A 16,973-nucleotide genomic window follows, 5' to 3' on the forward strand; every position below is an offset into this window, starting at 1 on the left:
AGAGTTACCAGAAAGGGGGCGAAATTGGGACCGCTGCTCGGCTGAAGTGGGTCAGGCAACTTCACGCGTCCTGAACCACTGCACCAGGAAGTCGACGAAAACGCGGACCTTGGCCGGCAGATAGCGGCGGTGCGGGTAGACGGCGAAGATGCCGCCGCCCGACAGGATACGGTCATCCATCACCGACACCAGCCGGCCGCTCGCGAGATCGGGCGCGGCAATGAAATCCGGCAGGACGGTGAATCCCAGCCCGGACACGGCAGCGGCTCTCGCCGTCATCGGGCTGTTGACCTCGATCGGACCCGACACCGAAACGCTGACCGGATCGCCATTGTCGCCCTTGAACGGCCAGTTGTTCAGTCCGCGGCCATTGGTGTCGACGATGCAAGGCATGCGGCTGAGATCCTGCGGCCGTGTCGGCGTGCCGTGCTTGGCGATCAGTTCGGGGGAGGCGCAGAGCTTTATCGAAAACGGCGCCAGCCGCCTGGCGATCAGCGACGAGTTCTCCAGCCGCGAGATGCGCACCGCAAGGTCGAAGCCTTCCTCGACCAGATCGACGAAGCGGTCGTCGAGCTGGATGTCGAGCACGATGTCTGGATGCTGCTTGGCGAAGTCGATCAGCGACTGGCCGATCGGCGCGTCGGCGAAGGTGCGGGGCGCCGACAGTTTGATCCGGCCGCGCACGTCGCCGGAGGATTCGCGCACCGCGTCGGCCAGGCTGTCGACCTCGCGCACGATCTCCGAGGCGCGCCGGTAATAGGTGTGGCCGGCCTCGGTCATCGAGAACTGGCGCGTGGTGCGGTTGAGCAGCAAAGCGCCGAGTTCGTCCTCCAGCTCGCGCACATATTTCGACAGCAAGGCCTTGGAGCGGCCGATCTTGCGCGCCGCCGCGGAAAAGCCCTCGGCCTCGACCACGTCGATGAAGGCACGCATGCGCGTCAGTGTGTCCATGGTCAGGCCTTTCGTGCCGCGTCGAGAAGTTTCCGGCCGAGCCGTATCAGGGCAATGTCGCTGCCGGAAGGGCCAAGCAGCGACAGGCCGAACGGGGCGCCGGCGACCGAGCCGACGGGCAGTGTGATCTGTGGAAAACCGGACAGGCCGGCCAGGCACAGAAGCTGGAGCGCCCGTTCGCGATAGGCCTGGAACTGCTCCGGCGTGCTGTCCACGTAAGGCGCCGGACCAGGCACCGTCGGCAGGACAAGGAAGCCGTCCTTGCCGAGCAGGGCGCTCAGTTCGCCGCGAAAGGTCAGACGCCGCACCTTCTCGGCCTGGGCTGTCTTGTCGTCGACGGCGCGGCCGAAGCCGAAACGCTCCTCGACGCCGGGGCCGAGGCCGCGCTCGCCGCTGGTGATCCATTCGCCATGCACCGCCCAGGCCTCCCTGGCCTGCAGCCGGCGAAAGCACCAGTAAAGTTCATCGGGAGATGAGGAGAAGCGGATTGCCGGCGTCGCCGGCGCGCCGAAAACCGCGCCCGCCAGCCCCTTCATTCCGGCATATTCGGCCAGCGCCGGGCGGGCGACCAGCCCGTCCAGCCAATCCAGCGCCAGCGGCCGGTCCAACACGTGCTGGTGCGGATCGCGGCCGAGCAGCAGCTTGCCGACGGTCTCGTAGGTCTCGATGTCGTCGGCGAACCAGCCGAACGTGTCGAGGCTCGGCGCCAGCTTCATCGTGCCGTCGAGCGAAATGCGGCCATGCGTGGTGCGCAGCCCGATCAGTCCGCAAAAGCTCGCCGGCGCGCGGATCGAGCCGCCGGTGTCGGAACCAGTGGCGATATCGGCCAGCCTGCCCGCCACCGCCGCCGCCGACCCCGATGAGGAGCCGCCGGTGACGCGGTCGGGTGCCGCCGGGTTCACCGGAAACGAGAAATGCGCATTCTGACCGAACAGCGCGAAGGCGAGCTCGTCGGTCTGCGTCTTGCCGACGAAGCGTGCGCCGGCATCGAGGATCATCTGCACGGCGGGTGCGGTGCGCGAGGCTGCGTGGCTTTCGGCGAATTTTTGCAAATTGCCGCAACCGGTGCGGTAGCCGGCGACGTCGTATATGTCCTTGACGGCCAGCCGCAGGCCGGCCAGCGGGCCGAGCTGGGCATGTGCCACGGGCATCTGGCGAAGATCGAGAAAGGCGTTGAGAGGGCCGTGCGTGCCTGTCATCGTTCGATATCCGGATACGGTTGCCGCAACATTGTTCGACGCCAGAAATTTTACAACCTGCGATACGATTTTTATTGATTGTGAAAGTCTTCGCCCTTATATCGCGCTTGCCCAAAGTCGCACGTGCCTGTGGGTGTCCGCCGATCCTCGAATGGTGAGGGAAATCGGTAAGGTAACTGGAGCCAACCCCTCCAGTCGGTCTAGCGGCCAACCGCCAGCCCGAGGACACCTTGAAGCAACGACGGTGCGGGCCTTTCTGGTGTTCTGCCGGTTGTCCAAAAACCGGGGTTACTGAAGAGGCACACCTTCATTGCCGGCAGTGCGGACGGGTCTCCCATCCAAGCCAAGGCAGACAAAGCGAACCGAGGCCGGGCAAGGCCAAGGTTCACCGCCGCGAGACGGCGCTTCATGGTTCCGGGGTCTCCACCGGCTGGTTCCATGGATTTCCGTCCCGCCTTTGTCCACCGCGAGTTCGCGAGGCCGACAGCCCGCGTCCCGCAGCCTTATTGCGCGCCGAAAGGCGCTGATGGAGAGACCCCGATGGCCACCCAGCGCATCCTTGACTTCCTCGCCACCCGACGTCCGACCGGCCCCTGCCTCGTCGTCGACCTCGATGTCGTGCGCGACAATTTCCGCGCCTTCGAGAAGGCGCTGCCCGATTCCAGGATCTACTATGCGGTGAAAGCAAACCCGGCGCCGGAAATCCTGCGCCTGCTTGCTGCGATGGGCTCGTCCTTCGACACCGCTTCCGTTGCCGAAGTCGAGATGGCGATGGACGCTGGTGCGCCGGCGGACCGCATCTCCTTCGGCAACACCATCAAGAAGGAGCGTGACATCGCACGCGCCTACCAGCTCGGCATCCGCCTGTTCGCCGTCGATTGCGTCGAAGAGGTCGAGAAGATCGCCCGCGTCGCGCCCGGTGCGCGCGTGTTCTGCCGCGTGCTGACCGATGGCGAGGGCGCCGAGTGGCCGCTGTCGCGCAAGTTCGGCTGCGTGCCGGCGATGGCCGTCGACGTGCTGCGCCATGCCAAGGGGCTCGGCCTCGACGCCTATGGCGTGTCGTTCCATGTCGGCTCGCAGCAGACCGACCTGACCGCCTGGGACCGTGCGTTGGCCGACGCCAAGGTGGTGTTCGCGACGCTGGCCGAGGAAGGCATCGTCTTGAAGATGGTCAATATGGGCGGTGGTTTCCCGACGCGCTATCTGCGTGACGTGCCGGCCGCCCAGGCCTATGGCCAGGCGATCTTCTCGGCGCTGCGCAAGCATTTCGGCAATGCGCTTCCCGAGACCATCATCGAGCCGGGCCGTGGCATGGTCGGCAATGCCGGCGTCATCAAGTCGGAAGTCGTGCTGATCTCGAAGAAGGCGGCCAACGACAATGTGCGCTGGGTGTTCCTCGACATCGGCAAGTTCGGCGGCCTGGCCGAGACGATGGACGAGGCGATCCGCTACCCGATCGTCACCGCGCATGACGGCACTGAGACCGCACCTTGCGTGCTCGCCGGCCCGACCTGCGATTCGGCCGACGTGATGTACGAGAAGACGCCCTATCCGCTGCCTTTGTCGCTGACCATCGGCGACGAGGTGCTGATCGAAGGCACCGGCGCCTACACGACCACCTACTCGGCGGTCGCCTTCAACGGCTTCGAGCCTCTCCGATCCTACGTGATCTGACGGCGCTTGCTCAGCGCATTTTCGAACGGCGAACCGGACACAACTTCGCCTGAAAATGCGCTGAGAGAGCCGATCAGATCATCCCAGGTGGGCGACTTTCGTCCACCCGGGCTCGCCTGTGGAACAGATCTCCGCTCGCCAGGGATTACGGAAATGGAAATGCCAGTTGAAATTGGGGGCCAGGCACCGGCCTTTGTGATGGTTGCCGAAACCGCCGCCGATGTTGCGGCGCGCGAGGCGTTGCTCGATCGGGCGATGGGGCCGAAGCGCAGGAAAAAGTCGTCGGAGAAGCTGCGGCGTGGCCGGCGGCCCTCGGAAGGCCTGGTCTTCGTCGCCCGCGATGGCTCGGGCGGCGTCGCCGGCACCGTGCGGCTGTGGGACGTCAGGCTGGGCGAGGGCGGTGCGGCTGCGCTGCTGCTTGGCCCGCTTGCCGTCGATCCGTCGCTCAAGAACGCCGGCATCGGCTCGGCCCTGATGCGCCATGCCATCGCCGAGGCGGCACGTCTTGGCCATGCCGCGATCCTTCTGGTCGGCGATGCGCCCTATTACGCGCGCTTCGGCTTCTCGGCCGAGAAGACCGGTTCGCTTGCCATGCCGGGACCCTATGAGCGGCACCGCCTGCTGGCGCTGGAACTGGTGGAAGGCGCGCTTGACGGCGTGCACGGCACGCTGAGGGCGGCCGGCCGCAAGCTGAAGGCGCAGGAATTGATATCGGCGGCCTGAGATACGAAGCCGCCAGCATTTCATGCAAAAACGCCGCCCGAAAAGGCGGCGTTTTTTCGCGATTGGTGGGCGCCACCTTGGGCGCCTGCATGCCTTCAGCCGATCAGCTGGCTGAGCGCCATGGCAACGGTCATGTCGCCTTCGACCTTTATCTTGCCGGTCATGAACGCCATGGTCGGGTTCAGGTCGCCAGCGATCAGCGAATCGAGATCGTCGAGCGAGAGCTTGATGGTGCAGTCGGTGGGTGCATCGGTGTTCGAGACGGTTGCGCCGTCGATGACGATGACGCCGTCGCTGCCGGTGTCGAATTTCACGGAACGATCGAACCCGCTGCTGGCCACGCGCGACTTGATCTTCTCGGCAATCTCCTGAACGCTCACGCTGTTCTCCTTGTCTGGTTGCATCTGTCTCGCAACGGCGCTTCGATCCAGCCGAAGCCCGTGCCGCGGTTTCGCGATCACGGTCGCTGCCGCATATAGCTTTGGGTTGACGTTTACGTCAACGCGAATTCAGGCGGTTGGTTCCTGCCGTTGCGGCAGGCGAGCCTGGAGGAGGCCGGGAATGCGAGCCCGGCAACTCAGTGTTCCTTGAACGCCTTGGTCATTTCGCTCGCCGTCTCGCTTTTCTTGCGGCGCAGCCAGTTGTCGCGGATTTCGTCCTTCGACAGGAAATTGACCTGGTCGATCAGAACCTCATGCACCAAAGGCGCCCCGACACGCGTGTTGACGGTATCGCGGATCGCGGCGCGGAAGGCATCGAGATCGATCGTCGCCTTGTTGGTGAAGTCGATCTGCGGATTGGAATAGAGGTAGGAATAAACCTGGTCGGTGATCAGCGCTTCGGCGGGAATGGACAGTTTCTTGATCTGCTCGGGTTCGACCGTGTAGACAAGCTTGGTCAGGAAATAGCCGCCGATCTCGGAATCGCGGATCAGCGGCACCGAAATGATGTCGGTCTTGACGTAGTCGAGGCCGCCCAGCATCGGCTTCGGCGTTTCGCCGACACCGCGCTCGCCGGCCGCCTGGAAAGAATAGAATACGGCGCCCAGCGTTGCGGCGCAGATCCAGACGGCGATGGCGATGACCTTGATCATCGGGCCTTGTCAGTCCCTTGGTCAGTCCCTTGCAATGGCAACGCGGCACGGCGCCGTTGCCGAGGCAGGATCTCCGATGTGTCGCCTGTGTTCGCCATCACGCCTTTATCCAGCCGAACTCGCCGGCGGAATAGGTGCCGTCGGTCTCGGCGCGCTGGATGGCGTGCCGCAGCAGGCTGGCGACTTCGTTGACCGCGCTGAGATGCGCCAGGATCGCCGCTTCGTTCTTCGCCAGCTTCTGGCGCAGCCGGGTCAGGCCCTCGCGGTGCTGCTCGAGGAATTCGGCTTCGCTGCCGCCCTTCATGGCGCGGGTCAACTCGTAGAGGTAGCGGCTCTTGCGGGCGTTCGATGCCTTGAGATCATAGTTGGTGGCGTTGCGGATGCCTGCCGTCTCTTCCTCGACCACTTCCTCGATGCGGCCGATGATGGCGGCGAGATTGCCGGGCCGCGCGAACGGGATCGGCGCTTCCGATGTGGTCGTGCGTGCTGGCAGGTTGGGGGTGGATTCCGAAAAGTCGGCCATGGCGTTTCCCAGTTTAGATCTTGATATTTGTTTTTATGGTCGTCTCGTCACCGGTCATCGATCCCGCAGCCTTGCGCTGCAATTGATGGACCAGCGAGGTCGACAGGCTGTTTTGCTGGTCGACCTCGGTCTTTTCCGGCCCGCCCGAAACCGGACCGACGGGCACGACGCGCTTGCCTTCGAGATAGTGGTCGGCGAGCATCGATTTGGCGATGCCGATGCCGCCGCGTTCGGCCATTACGTCTGCCACCCGCTCTGCAAGCTGCGATTTCCACATGTCGCCGGCCAGGCCCTTGCCGTAGACGCCCTCGGTGTCCTTGGGCAGCATGTTCTGGATGAAGGTCTGCAGCACCATCGCCTCGAACTTCTTGAATTTCTTGGCCGGGTCGGTTGCGGCGGCGGCCTTGTCGGCTGTGGCGCGCGACAGGATCGCGCCGGCATCGACGGAAGCGGCTGTGTCGAGTGAAAACGTGCCCGTAGCGCCGCCGGCCCGCTTTGCCAGCGCGGCGCGGGCGGTCTCGATATCCGCCGGGTCGACGGCTCGGGCCACATCCATAACGATGTCGCTGGGTGGAGAAATCGCCAAGAAAGTCCGCCTTTTACCGGTTTTCCCTGACCAGACCATGCCTCAACAAGCTTGTGGCAGGCTTGCGGGAAGGAGAGGGAGCGGAGTGCGAGGATCGGATCGAAGCTGCCGGCCGAGGGGGGGATTTCCGCCTCAGCCTCACTCCTTGACCGCCCCCGTCATCGAGGAGACGTAGTGCTCGACGAAGAATGAATAGAGCACCACCACCGGCAGGGAGCCGATCAGCGCGCCTGCCATCAGGGCTCCCCATTCATAGACGTCCGAACGTACCAGCTCGGTAAGTACGCCGACCGGCACGGTTTTGTTTTCTGACGACTGGATAAAGGTCAAGGCGTAGATGAATTCGTTCCATGACAGGGTGAAGGCGAAGATGCCGGCGGAGATCAGGCCGGGCACCGACAGCGGTAGAACTATCTTGGTCAGGATTTGCCAGCGGCTCGCTCCGTCGATCAGCGCGCATTCTTCCAGTTCGAAGGGTATCGAGCGGAAGTAGCCCATCAAGAGCCACGTGCAGAATGGAATGAGGAACGTCGGATAGGTGAGGATCAGCGCGAACGGCGTATCGTAAAGGCCGAGGTTGAACACCATTACCGACAGTGGAATGAACAGAATCGAGGGCGGCACGAGATAGGCCAGGAAGATCGCCAAGCCGACCTGCCGCGCCCCGGAAAACCTCAAGCGTTCGATCGCATAGGCTGCGAACACCGCCGCCAGCAGCGACAGGAAAGTTGCGGCGGTCGAGATGATGATCGTGTTGAGAAGCCAACCCGGATAGGACGTCTCGAAGAGCAGATACCGAATATGCTCGAGCGTCGGATGGACGACCCAGAACGGGTTGAAATTGGCATAATCCGTCATCTCGAGATTGGGTTTCACCGCCGTGATCGTCATCCAGTAGAACGGGAACAGCAACACGATGACGAAGATCAGGAGCGGCAGATAAACGGTCACCACGCGCCGGGGCAGGCTCTGAAGATAGCCCATGCCGCCTTCATCCGTGTTCGGACGATCGTTCGTTTCGATCGCGGCCATGTCAGTCTCCACCGCCCTGCTGCCATTTACGACGTTGCAGCCCGAAATAGCTGAAAAGGATCGCCGCAAGCAGGAACGGGATCATCGCCACCGCGATCGCGGCTCCCTCGCCAAGCTGGCCGCCGGAAATACCTCGCTGGAACGAGAGCGTCGCCATCAGATGGGTGGCATTCACCGGCCCGCCGCGAGTCAGCACATAGATCAGCTGGAAATCGGTGAAGGTGAACAGGACCGAAAAGGTCATGGTGATGGCGATGATCGGCGTCAGCAACGGCAGCGTCACATAGCGGAACAACTGCCAACGGCTGGCGCCGTCGAGCGTCGCGGCCTCGTAAAGCGATTGGGGAATCGTCTGCAGGCCGGCCAGCAGCGTGATGGCCACGAAAGGAATGCCGCGCCAGACATTGGCGGCGATCACCGAGGCGCGTGCGTTCTCCGGATCGCCAAGGAAATTGATGCGGTGGTCGATCAGTCCCATCTGCTGCAGCGCCCAGGAGAGGATGGAGAACTGCGAATCGTAGATCCACCAGAAGGCGATGGCCGAGAGCACCGTCGGCACCACCCACGGCAGCAGGACAATCGCGCGGAAGAACGATTTGAAGGGAAGGTTCTGGTTGAGGAGGAGCGCCAGCCAGAGGCCGAGCGCGAATTTCAGGATCGAAGCGCTGATCGTGTAGAGCAAGGTGTTGAAGACGGAGAGCCAGAAGACGGCGTCGCTCCACAGATATTCATAGTTTTCGATGCCGATGAAGATGCCGGGGCGGCCGATGCGGGCGTCGGTGAAGCCGAGCCAGACGCCGAGCCCCAGCGGATAGGTCAGGAAGACAAGCAGCAGTGCAGCCGCCGGAAGCATGAAGCCGAAGCCAAGCGCGTTCCGGCTTTCGCTCCAGCGCGATAGAATCCGTGAGAAGATCGAAGATCGCGGCTGGATAGCAGCTGACGGCACGGCCATGGGTCGGCTCCTGCTGAGGTCTCATTGATCGGCCGGATCGGCCGCGACGCAATCCGAAGCCAGCCGGGCAGCCGCGCTGCCCGGCTGAGCCGGCTCAAACGCGATAATAGCGATTTGCCCGCTTCTCGGCCTCTTCCATTGCCTCTTGCGGCGTCGCCTGGCCGGTCACCGCTTTGGCGAACATATCGACCAGCACGTAGTCGGCCATGGTTGCCGCCGAAGCATAGCCGAGCGGCCCGGCATAGCCGTTAGGCCGCAGAGTAGCCGAAGCCTTGGCGTAAGCGGCGTTGTTGGGATCGGCAGTCCATACCGGGTTGTTGTCGAATGCCTTCAGGGTCTGGCAGCAATATCCGGCCGAGGAGGTGATCCAGTCCTTCATTTGCGGTTCCTCGAACATGAACTGCAAATACGCCTTGGCCGCGTTGGGGTAGGGCGTGTAATTAAAGATGACAGCCGTGGTCACCTGGAACAATTCGACGGATTTGCCGACAGGACCGATGGGCAGGTTGGTGGTGCGTATGTCCTTGGCGATTTCAGCCAGCTTCGGATCATTGTCCTTATTGATTTTGGCGGTGTTGTAGGCCGAGATGCCGTTGGCGATAACAGCCAGTTCGCCGGCCAGGAAGGCGCGGTTGTTGTTGACGTCGAGCCAGCTTTCCGTGCCTGGAATGAAGGTCTTGTAGAGTTCCTGCGCGTATTCGATGGCCTTGAGGGTCTCGGGGCTGTTGATCGTTACCTTGCCACTCTCGTCGACCATCTGGCCGCCATGGCTCCACAGCAGCCAATGAGCATAGTTGTTGCCGTCGCCGACGCCATGGCCATGCGTGAAGCCGGCCGGATGTCCCTTCGCCTGCAAGGCCTTGCAAAGTTCCAGGAAGCCTTTCGTGTCCTTGGGAAACTCCGAAAAGCCGGCCTCTTTCACCCAGCTTTCCCGATAGACGATGGCATTTCCGATCGTGGCCAGTGGCAGGCCGATGAATTTGCCTTCCCGGGTCGCATATTGCTTTGGTCCATCATGCCAGCCGCCGTATTTCGAGCCGAGATACTCGCCCAGTTCACTCACGTCGTGCAGCTTGTCGGGATATTGGTGCGGGTCATCGAACCAGACGAACATCAGGTCGGGGCCGGAGCCGACATTTGCCGCGACTGCCGCCTTGGGGCGAATGTCCTCCCAACTTTCCTTGTCGACGCGGACCGCGACACCGGTCGCTTCGGTGAAGCGCTTGGTGTTGGCCAGCCATTGGTCCTCGTCGCCCTGGACGAAGGGCGACCAGCGCAGCAGCCTAAGCTTGGCGCCATCCTCGGGTTTGTATTTCGGTCCGTCCTGGGCAAGGGCCGGAGAGCTGATGAACCGACTTCCCAAGGCACCCGCCGCCGCGCCGGCGGTGGTGCGGATCACGTCACGTCTGGTGAACTTCATGCTCGTTTCCTCCTGCTTGTTGTCCTTGCCTGTGGTCCTACTGATCGGCACGTGTTTGGAACCTCTGTCCGGTTTCTCCGTGAAAGAGATGGATGAGGCCGGGCTCGGCCGTAAGCCGGATGGTTTCGCCCGGCGTGAAGGAATGTCGTTCCCGGAAATTGGCGACGATCTCTTCGCCACCGGCTGTCCGGCCGATGAGCTGCACTTCGGACCCGGTTGGTTCAACCACCGCGACGGTGACCGGAATGCCCCGGTCGTCGGACAGCCGCAAATGCTCGGGCCTTATTCCCAGCACCACAGGCTCGCCATTGGGGATGGAAAGTGCCGAGGCCAACGGGACTGAAATCCCCCCGGCGCCGCGGAACGAGGGTGAGCCGTCAATAGCGATCTCGCCCCTCAGCAAATTCATGGCCGGCGAGCCGATGAAGCTGGCGACAAAAAGATTGTTCGGCCGGTCATAGAGTTCCAGCGGCGGCCCTATCTGCTCGACGATGCCGTCATGCATGACCACGATCTTGTCAGCCATGGTCATGGCCTCGATCTGGTCGTGCGTGACGTAGACTGTCGTGGTCTTGAGGCGCTGGTGCAGTTCCTTGATCTCGGCGCGCATCTGCACCCTGAGTTTGGCATCGAGATTGGACAGCGGTTCGTCGAAGAGAAAGACCGCCGGATCACGCACGATCGCGCGGCCCATGGCGACGCGCTGGCGCTGGCCGCCGGAAAGCTGCCGAGGATAGCGCGCCAGCAACGGCACCAGCCCAAGGATTTCGGCCGCGCGGCGCACGCCTGCATCGCTCTCCGGCTTGGAAACTCCTTTGAGCATCAGCGAGAACGCCATGTTCTCGGCAACGGTCATGTGTGGGTAGAGCGCATAGTTCTGGAAGACCATGGCGACGTCGCGCTCCTTGGGCGCAACGTTGTTGACGACCCGTTCGCCAATCGCGATCTGGCCGCGTGAAATCTTTTCCAGGCCGGCGATCATTCTGAGAAGGGTTGATTTTCCGCAGCCCGATGGCCCGACCAGAGTGACGAACTCGCCGTCCTCGATGTTCACGCTGACCCCGTGCAGGATCTCGACAGCGCCGAATGATTTGTAGACTTCGCCAATTGCGACAGACGCCATCGATCCTCCCAACAAATTCCCGCGACGTCGTCGAAGGAACAACGCTTCCGCCAGCGACAGCCCTGGCTCCTCCCAGGCTCACGCTAGGCCGAAACGGTAGCGCTACCAAACCGGGCTGTAAAGCGTTTAGGGGAAAGCCGAACCTTGGGAGGGTCCGCTTCGCGCCACACAATCCTCCCAGCTGCTCCTGCGTCCGCTTCTGCGCGATAAAGTCCGGCACCTGCGGTCGCAGCGTTCGCGTTCATCACAGTTGCGCACGTCCTTGTAGGCTCGCTCGACCGGCGGCGATAAGGCTGGCTTCCTGCCTGGCGCTCGCGAGGTTCGCTTCCTGGCGTACGACCGCCTGGGCGATGCGACAAGCGGATTGAATAGCCCCTTTTCCGTCAGGGGCAGTCATTCCGGAACGATCCTTCCCGCTTGATTAGAATTCCACGTTGAGTTTTGCATTGAAGCCGTTCTGCTGGACGCCGGAGCCGAACTGACCCTGGTAGGCGACGCTGAGGGTTGCGGCATCGGTCAGGTTGAGATCGAACCCCGCTTCGATGGCGGCACTGTCCGTGGCGATCGGCACGCCAGCGATCGTGAAGGCATCACCGGCAGAGAAGGCATGTGTGCTGGTCGGTATGACGTCGCCATAGGCATGGCGCCAGCCCAGCATGCCGCGCGCTGTGGCATTGATGGCGCCGAGCGTGAAGCCGGCGGAGGCTCTGAGACCAAGCGTGGTGAAGGTGGCGTCGGTGGTCTGGCTTGCACTGGTCAATGCCGCCGCACCGCCCTTTTCCGTGAAGCCGTCCGTATGCAGGTTGACATAAGCGAGGTTGGCAAAAGGCTCGAAGGCCGCGACTGGCGTATCGATGCGATAGCCGAGTTCCCCGAACGCCTGGAAGGTGCCAGCGTTGTAGTCGCCGCTCAGGCTGTCGGCAAAGCCGGGCATGGCCACCGAGCGCGATGTCTTCATGTCATGCCACGTATAGGCAAGCCCGGAGCGGAAGGCGAGAGCGCCCCGCTGCGTGCCACCATAAAGGCCGAGATGATAATTGTCGCTCGAGCCTGACGAGGATCGGCCGTCGGCATCGAAGCTCGTGTGGCTGTAGCCAGTCATGATGCCAAGCCGCACATCCTCCGCGACAAGGCCGTCGACGCCGGTAAGAAAGCCGCCGGTGGAGGTATCGAGGCCTGCGGCATTGCCGTCGCCGTCGAAGGTGCCCCATGACCCGAAAGCCGTGCCCCAGGCGGCAAAGCGATCGGTGGCGGCAGGCACCAGTACCGGACCGCCTTCGCCATAGGCCAGCACCGGCGTTGCCGGGATACCTACCCCCTCGAAGGCCGCACGCAGGCGGTCATTGATGGCATCGCGGACAAAATGGCTGTCCTCGATCAGCGCCGATTTGGCGGACGCATGGATCTCGCCAGATAACGCATCGAAGGCTTCGCGTGCGGTTTCATCGTCCGGCAGGCCGGCGATTGCATCGTAGATCGGGTTGCCCGGCCCGGCGCTTTCGGCGCCATTGGCGGTGGCACACTGGTTGCGGGTGCCGGCCACGTCGCAGAACGACACGTCATTGCGGACAACGTCGAGATAGATATTACTGGCGTCATAGGCGAGTGCCAGATCGACAAACGGGGCGTTCTGGTCGAACGCATCATAGGTGCCGGTCACGCCCTGATCCGCGCTCAGGATCGTGTAGCGGGTTCCGGCACTGTAGCCGCCCGGCGCCTTGAGCGCGAAGACGGTGCCACCCTGGATGGTGGCTTTGCCCGTCACGTCGATCAGGTCGGAATTGCCGGCCGGATTGATCTCGACTTCGTAGGTCGAGCCTATCTCCTGCGTGTAATCGCCTGACACATTCAGCGTGCCGATCGAATTGCCCGGCGTAATCGTGCCGCCAGAAGCGATCGTGGTCGTACCCACCGTTCCCGAACCGCCGAGCGTGCCGCCGGCTGCAACCGCAATGGCGCCAGCAATGCTTGCCCCGGAATGGCTGCCGTCGCCGACAACGAGCTTGCCGCCGCCGATGGTGGTCAGACCGGTATAGGTGCTGACGCCGTTCAGCGTCAGCGTGCCGGCGCCGGTCTTGACGAGGCTCCCTCCGATGCCAGTGCTGCCATCCTGGATGACGCCGCCGATGGTGTCGTTCTTATCCAATCCGCCAAGCGTCAGCACCTTCGAGCCGAGAAAGACGAGACCATCGCCCGAAAGCGAGCCAATCGCGATACCGTCCGACGTCATTTCGGAGATGTCGACCTTTCCCCCCGTATCGTTGATGATCGTGGCGCCATCCGCGGTGTTGGCGCCATGGAAGCCAACGAAGCCGCCCTTGTTGGTGATGGCGGCGCTGCCGGCAGACGCGGTGTCGTAGAAGTCGAGCGTTCCTTGGATTGTAACGCCAATCGTGGCATTGGCGGCGCTCGAATTGCCGTTGAAGGACGTCCTGCTACCATTGCCGGTGATCGAAGCCGCACCGGCCGATGTTTCGTCGTTGAAGTTGATGCGGCTTTGGGTAGTGACGATCGTCGCCGTTCCCGCCGACGCACTGCCATCGAAGCGCATCGTTGCGTTTGTTTCCATGACGATGTCGAGGCTCTCGGCGCTTGCATCATTGATGAAGCGGAGGTCACCGGCCTTGACATTCACCGGTCCGCTGCCCAGCGCGCCTGTCGTCGCCGCGGTGATGAATCCTGCCGAAACCGTCGTCCCACCGGCGTAGCTGTTGGCGCTCGAAAGCACCAGCCCGCCGGCCCCGGTCTTGGTGAGCGCGCCGGTCCCGGAGATGACGCCGTTCGCCGTCAGGTCGGCATCGGTCTGGAACGTCCCACCGCCGGCATCCAGGGTGACGTTGCGCGCCGTCGCGAACGCCGCCGTGTTCCGCAGCGTGCCGCCGTTGAATGTCAGGGCACCGCTTGCAGCGCCGAGATTGGCATCGGAAGAAACGGAAATAATCCCGCCTAGAAGCCGCGTGCCGCCCTGATAGCTGTTGCTGCCTTCCAGGACGAGCGTGCCGCCTTCCGTCTTGCTGAACCCGCCCGCGCCTGTAATCGTCGTCGCGATGGCGGCTGCCGTGCCTGCCAGCACCCGGATCTCGGCATTGCCGGAGCCGCCTACGTCAAGTGTGCCTGGGCCTTCCAGGCGATAGCCGTTGTCGACGAATTGCAGGCCCTTGAAGCTTTGCGCTCCCTCGACGGCGATCGTGCCGCCGTCGAAGCCGCCCGGTTCGTTCTTGAACACCGCATGGTTGCCTGCCCAGGAGACGAGAGTATCGCCGCCCTGGTTCAGCCATTTTTCGTTCGTGGTGTTCCAGGTCCCGTCGCCGCCCTGCCAGTGCTGCAGCGTGTCGTCTCCCGGCGTGCCCGAAGCGGGAACAAACAGATCGACATTGCCATTCCCGGCCTGGATTTCATAAAGACTGGCATCGCGATAGGGAACCGCACCGATCGTCAACCCATCGCCGGACAGCGTTCCGCCATAGGTCATCAGCCGGTAATAACCCAAGCCTGCCGACCCGTCTCCCGGGTTTCCGCTCTGTGCCAGGTTAATCGTGCCATTAAGCGTAAGGTTGTCACGCACTGCTATCTGGTCGCTCACGCCCGTGGCCGGATTTCCGGCCGTGCCGGGACTACCCAGCTCGTAATCGAGGATCGATCCGGCCGACAGCTCCAGATTGCCATCGACCGTCAGCGTACCCACGGAATTGCCTGGCCCGATATGCCCGCCATCGGCAACCGTTGTCGTGCCCACCGTGCCCGAGCCACCCAGCGTGGCGCCGTCCTCGACATTGATCGTGCCACCGAGGAAGCCGGCACTGGCATGGTCCCCGACAAGAAGCGTGCCGCCTGCAACAGTGGTGGCACCGGTGAAGCCGGAATTGTCTGCAGCCAAAACGGTCGTGCCGCTTTCATGGAGGATGGTCCCCAAGCCGGTCAGGGATGGCCTGAAAATCAGATCGGAGCCATCGGGATTTCCCAGATGATTGAACACAACCGTACCGGTGCCAAGGCCAAACGCTATCGACGCCGTATCAACCGTGCCGGCGGCCTTCGCCACTTCCCCACTTGCCGCACCGATGTTGAGCGTTCCGAATGATCCTGGCTGGGCCGCCAACCCAACGATAGCAGGCCCCCCCGCAACCGAAACCTGCCCGCCCTCCGACAGAGTCAGCGTGCCCTTGCCAACGAAGCCAACGGCAATGAAGGCGTTGCCTGTCCAAACCGACCCGCGGCCCGTAATATTCACAACTCCGGTGGCTTGAGCATCCGCACCAATAAGGGCGTTGCCGCTGGAAACCTGCCCGCCATCTTCAATGCTGAGCGATCCATTGCCATAGTGACCAACTGAGATGGTACCATCGAGTGTCCAACTCGAATCATTCCCGGAGATCACCGCGGAGCCAGTGCTGCCCGCGCCTTGCGCCAGAACTCCTCCCGCAGCGCTGAAAACCTGACCGCCATTCTCGACGATCAAGCTCCCTTTCCCTTTATCGTGATCTCCGACAATAAGGAGGTTGGTAGTCCAGGTGGACGACCCTGAAACTCTTGCGGTGGCCGACTCGTCCGGATCAGTTCCGTCAGTATCAATGATCCCGGTAGCTGAGGTGAGCTGTGTGTGGATGTCGAGCGTGCCTGCCGAGACGGCCACGTTGCCCGCGAGGCCGAAACTGTCGCCCGACAGCGTCAGCGTACCGGCGCCGGTCTTGGCGAAATGGCCGGGGCCGGTAATGGTCCCGGCATAGCTACCGTCGCTCGCCTGGTCGAAGACGACGATGCCGCTGCCCAGGCCTGAGAAGGTGAGATTGCCGCCGAAGCTGTTGGTGTCGCCGACCAAGGTGCCTTGATCGATGGTCCAGTCCTGCGCACCCGTGCCGGTCAGGGTCACGGTATTCGTCCCGGCCTTGTTAAAGCTCGTGAAGCCGACGAACTCGTCACTCGCACCTACCGTGGCCGTATTCACGAGCTTCGAGACATCGAAGGCCGGTGTGGAAGGCAGCGTGTCATAGTCCCCGAGCATCAATGAGCCGGTCGCGCCACTCTCCACCACGACATTGCCGGTGATAATCGAGCCGTTTCGCAGGGAAAGCGTGTTGGCGCCGCCCGTGAAGGTGATGGCGTTAGCCCGGCCAAAGAAAGAATCTCCCCCAGTAATCTCCCCAACGTTAAGCACCGCCAAATTGGCCCCAACGATGCCGGTACCACCGTTTCCATTGCTGGGCGTCAGGGGAATATAGCCGGGGGCGCCGCCACTGCCGGTTCCGCCAGCAGGGCCGTCAGAGCCGCCGGCATGGCCACCGTTGCCCTCGCCGCCAATGATCACTCCGCTGTTAAAAACCGTCCCACCATTTCTGAGGTCGATCGCTGCACCGGCGGATGCAGAAACCCCGGCGCGGCCACCGGTAATGCGACCGTCGTTGACGACGCTGCCAGAATCTCCCATCACAATGGCTGTTCCGCCAGTGGCTAAAGCCCCGCCCGTGCCACCGAGGACATCGCCATGGTTGGTCAAGTCGCCGCCGGCGTTCAAAACAATGCCCGCACCACCACCACCGCCGAAATTGGCGCCAGGATTGCCACCGTTTCCGCCAGCAACGGTGGCCGAGCTTTCAACAGTGATGGCGCCGTTGTTCAGAAGCACCATGCCGGCGCCCCCGGCTATATTCCCCTGCCGCCCAGCAATGGAAACGGGGGTACCGGCATCGTTGGGGCCAA

Annotated in this window: 13 protein-coding genes; 2 read left to right on the forward strand and 11 right to left on the reverse strand. The window is 62.9% G+C overall.

All coding sequences use genetic code 11. From position 1 onward, the window contains the following. Window positions 1-51: 51 nt before the first annotated feature. Both AC0L2D_RS10675 and AC0L2D_RS10680 read right to left on the reverse strand, forming a co-directional pair. The gene (locus AC0L2D_RS10675; protein WP_063168937.1) at window positions 52-951 is read right to left on the reverse strand and encodes a LysR family transcriptional regulator; all 900 of its coding nucleotides are present in this window, start codon (window positions 949-951) and stop codon (window positions 52-54) included. 2 nt (window positions 952-953) lie between these two features. Beyond that, complete coding sequence (locus AC0L2D_RS10680; RefSeq protein WP_027161414.1) at window positions 954-2,150, reverse strand: amidase; 1,197 nt, start codon at window positions 2,148-2,150, stop codon at window positions 954-956. Window positions 2,151-2,690: 540 nt separating this feature from the next. Here AC0L2D_RS10680 and odc2 point away from each other — a divergent pair. Together odc2 and AC0L2D_RS10690 are read left to right on the forward strand one after the other, a co-directional pair. Further along, on the forward strand, window positions 2,691-3,824 hold the full coding sequence (odc2, locus tag AC0L2D_RS10685; RefSeq protein WP_027161415.1) for an ornithine/lysine decarboxylase: 1,134 nt from the start codon (window positions 2,691-2,693) through the stop codon (window positions 3,822-3,824). A gap of 153 nt (window positions 3,825-3,977) precedes the next feature. Beyond that, the gene (locus AC0L2D_RS10690) at window positions 3,978-4,547 is read left to right on the forward strand and encodes a GNAT family N-acetyltransferase (RefSeq protein ID WP_473541004.1); all 570 of its coding nucleotides are present in this window, start codon (window positions 3,978-3,980) and stop codon (window positions 4,545-4,547) included. Window positions 4,548-4,642: 95 nt separating this feature from the next. Here AC0L2D_RS10690 and AC0L2D_RS10695 read toward each other — a convergent pair whose 3' ends face one another. The 9 genes from AC0L2D_RS10695 to AC0L2D_RS10735 all read right to left on the reverse strand — a co-directional run. Beyond that, the gene (locus tag AC0L2D_RS10695; protein WP_013529756.1) at window positions 4,643-4,927 is read right to left on the reverse strand and encodes an SCP2 sterol-binding domain-containing protein; all 285 of its coding nucleotides are present in this window, start codon (window positions 4,925-4,927) and stop codon (window positions 4,643-4,645) included. 197 nt (window positions 4,928-5,124) lie between these two features. Further along, window positions 5,125-5,640 carry a hypothetical protein gene (locus AC0L2D_RS10700; RefSeq protein WP_013529757.1) on the reverse strand — a complete coding sequence of 172 codons (516 nt, stop codon included), beginning with the start codon at window positions 5,638-5,640 and terminating at the stop codon, window positions 5,125-5,127. A gap of 97 nt (window positions 5,641-5,737) precedes the next feature. Beyond that, a complete protein-coding gene (locus AC0L2D_RS10705) occupies window positions 5,738-6,163 on the reverse strand; it encodes a hypothetical protein (RefSeq protein WP_013529758.1) in 426 nt (141 codons plus the stop codon). Window positions 6,164-6,176: 13 nt separating this feature from the next. Then, on the reverse strand, window positions 6,177-6,788 hold the full coding sequence (locus AC0L2D_RS10710) for a rod-binding protein (RefSeq protein WP_164753790.1): 612 nt from the start codon (window positions 6,786-6,788) through the stop codon (window positions 6,177-6,179). A 99-nt stretch (window positions 6,789-6,887) separates the two neighbouring features. Further along, window positions 6,888-7,781: a carbohydrate ABC transporter permease gene (locus tag AC0L2D_RS10715; RefSeq protein WP_275954458.1), complete on the reverse strand. Its 894-nt coding sequence runs from the start codon at window positions 7,779-7,781 to the stop codon at window positions 6,888-6,890. A gap of 1 nt (window position 7,782) precedes the next feature. After that, the gene (locus AC0L2D_RS10720; protein ID WP_420828973.1) at window positions 7,783-8,634 is read right to left on the reverse strand and encodes a carbohydrate ABC transporter permease; all 852 of its coding nucleotides are present in this window, start codon (window positions 8,632-8,634) and stop codon (window positions 7,783-7,785) included. 193 nt (window positions 8,635-8,827) lie between these two features. Then, window positions 8,828-10,153 (reverse strand): ABC transporter substrate-binding protein, encoded by a 1,326-nt coding sequence (locus AC0L2D_RS10725; protein ID WP_013529762.1) that lies wholly within the window; start codon window positions 10,151-10,153, stop codon window positions 8,828-8,830. Window positions 10,154-10,190: 37 nt separating this feature from the next. After that, the gene (locus AC0L2D_RS10730) at window positions 10,191-11,276 is read right to left on the reverse strand and encodes an ABC transporter ATP-binding protein (protein WP_473541007.1); all 1,086 of its coding nucleotides are present in this window, start codon (window positions 11,274-11,276) and stop codon (window positions 10,191-10,193) included. 421 nt (window positions 11,277-11,697) lie between these two features. After that, the coding region (locus AC0L2D_RS10735) for an autotransporter domain-containing protein (protein ID WP_473541008.1) at window positions 11,698-16,973 on the reverse strand (5,276 nt) is incomplete at its 5' end.

It is taken from the genome of Mesorhizobium sp. WSM4833 (assembly GCF_055811095.1).

Coding starts and splice junctions, on each gene's coding strand:
- AC0L2D_RS10690 (WP_473541004.1), top strand. CDS start 3,978: ATGGAAATGCCAGTTGAAATTGGGGGCCAGGCACCGGCCTTTGTGATG.
- AC0L2D_RS10680 (WP_027161414.1), bottom strand. CDS start 2,150: ATGACAGGCACGCACGGCCCTCTCAACGCCTTTCTCGATCTTCGCCAG.
- AC0L2D_RS10675 (WP_063168937.1), bottom strand. CDS start 951: ATGGACACACTGACGCGCATGCGTGCCTTCATCGACGTGGTCGAGGCC.
- AC0L2D_RS10730 (WP_473541007.1), bottom strand. CDS start 11,276: ATGGCGTCTGTCGCAATTGGCGAAGTCTACAAATCATTCGGCGCTGTC.
- AC0L2D_RS10715 (WP_275954458.1), bottom strand. CDS start 7,781: ATGGCCGCGATCGAAACGAACGATCGTCCGAACACGGATGAAGGCGGC.
- AC0L2D_RS10705 (WP_013529758.1), bottom strand. CDS start 6,163: ATGGCCGACTTTTCGGAATCCACCCCCAACCTGCCAGCACGCACGACC.
- AC0L2D_RS10720 (WP_420828973.1), bottom strand. CDS start 8,634: ATGCTTCCGGCGGCTGCACTGCTGCTTGTCTTCCTGACCTATCCGCTG.
- odc2 (WP_027161415.1), top strand. CDS start 2,691: ATGGCCACCCAGCGCATCCTTGACTTCCTCGCCACCCGACGTCCGACC.
- AC0L2D_RS10700 (WP_013529757.1), bottom strand. CDS start 5,640: ATGATCAAGGTCATCGCCATCGCCGTCTGGATCTGCGCCGCAACGCTG.
- AC0L2D_RS10710 (WP_164753790.1), bottom strand. CDS start 6,788: ATGGTCTGGTCAGGGAAAACCGGTAAAAGGCGGACTTTCTTGGCGATT.
- AC0L2D_RS10725 (WP_013529762.1), bottom strand. CDS start 10,153: ATGAAGTTCACCAGACGTGACGTGATCCGCACCACCGCCGGCGCGGCG.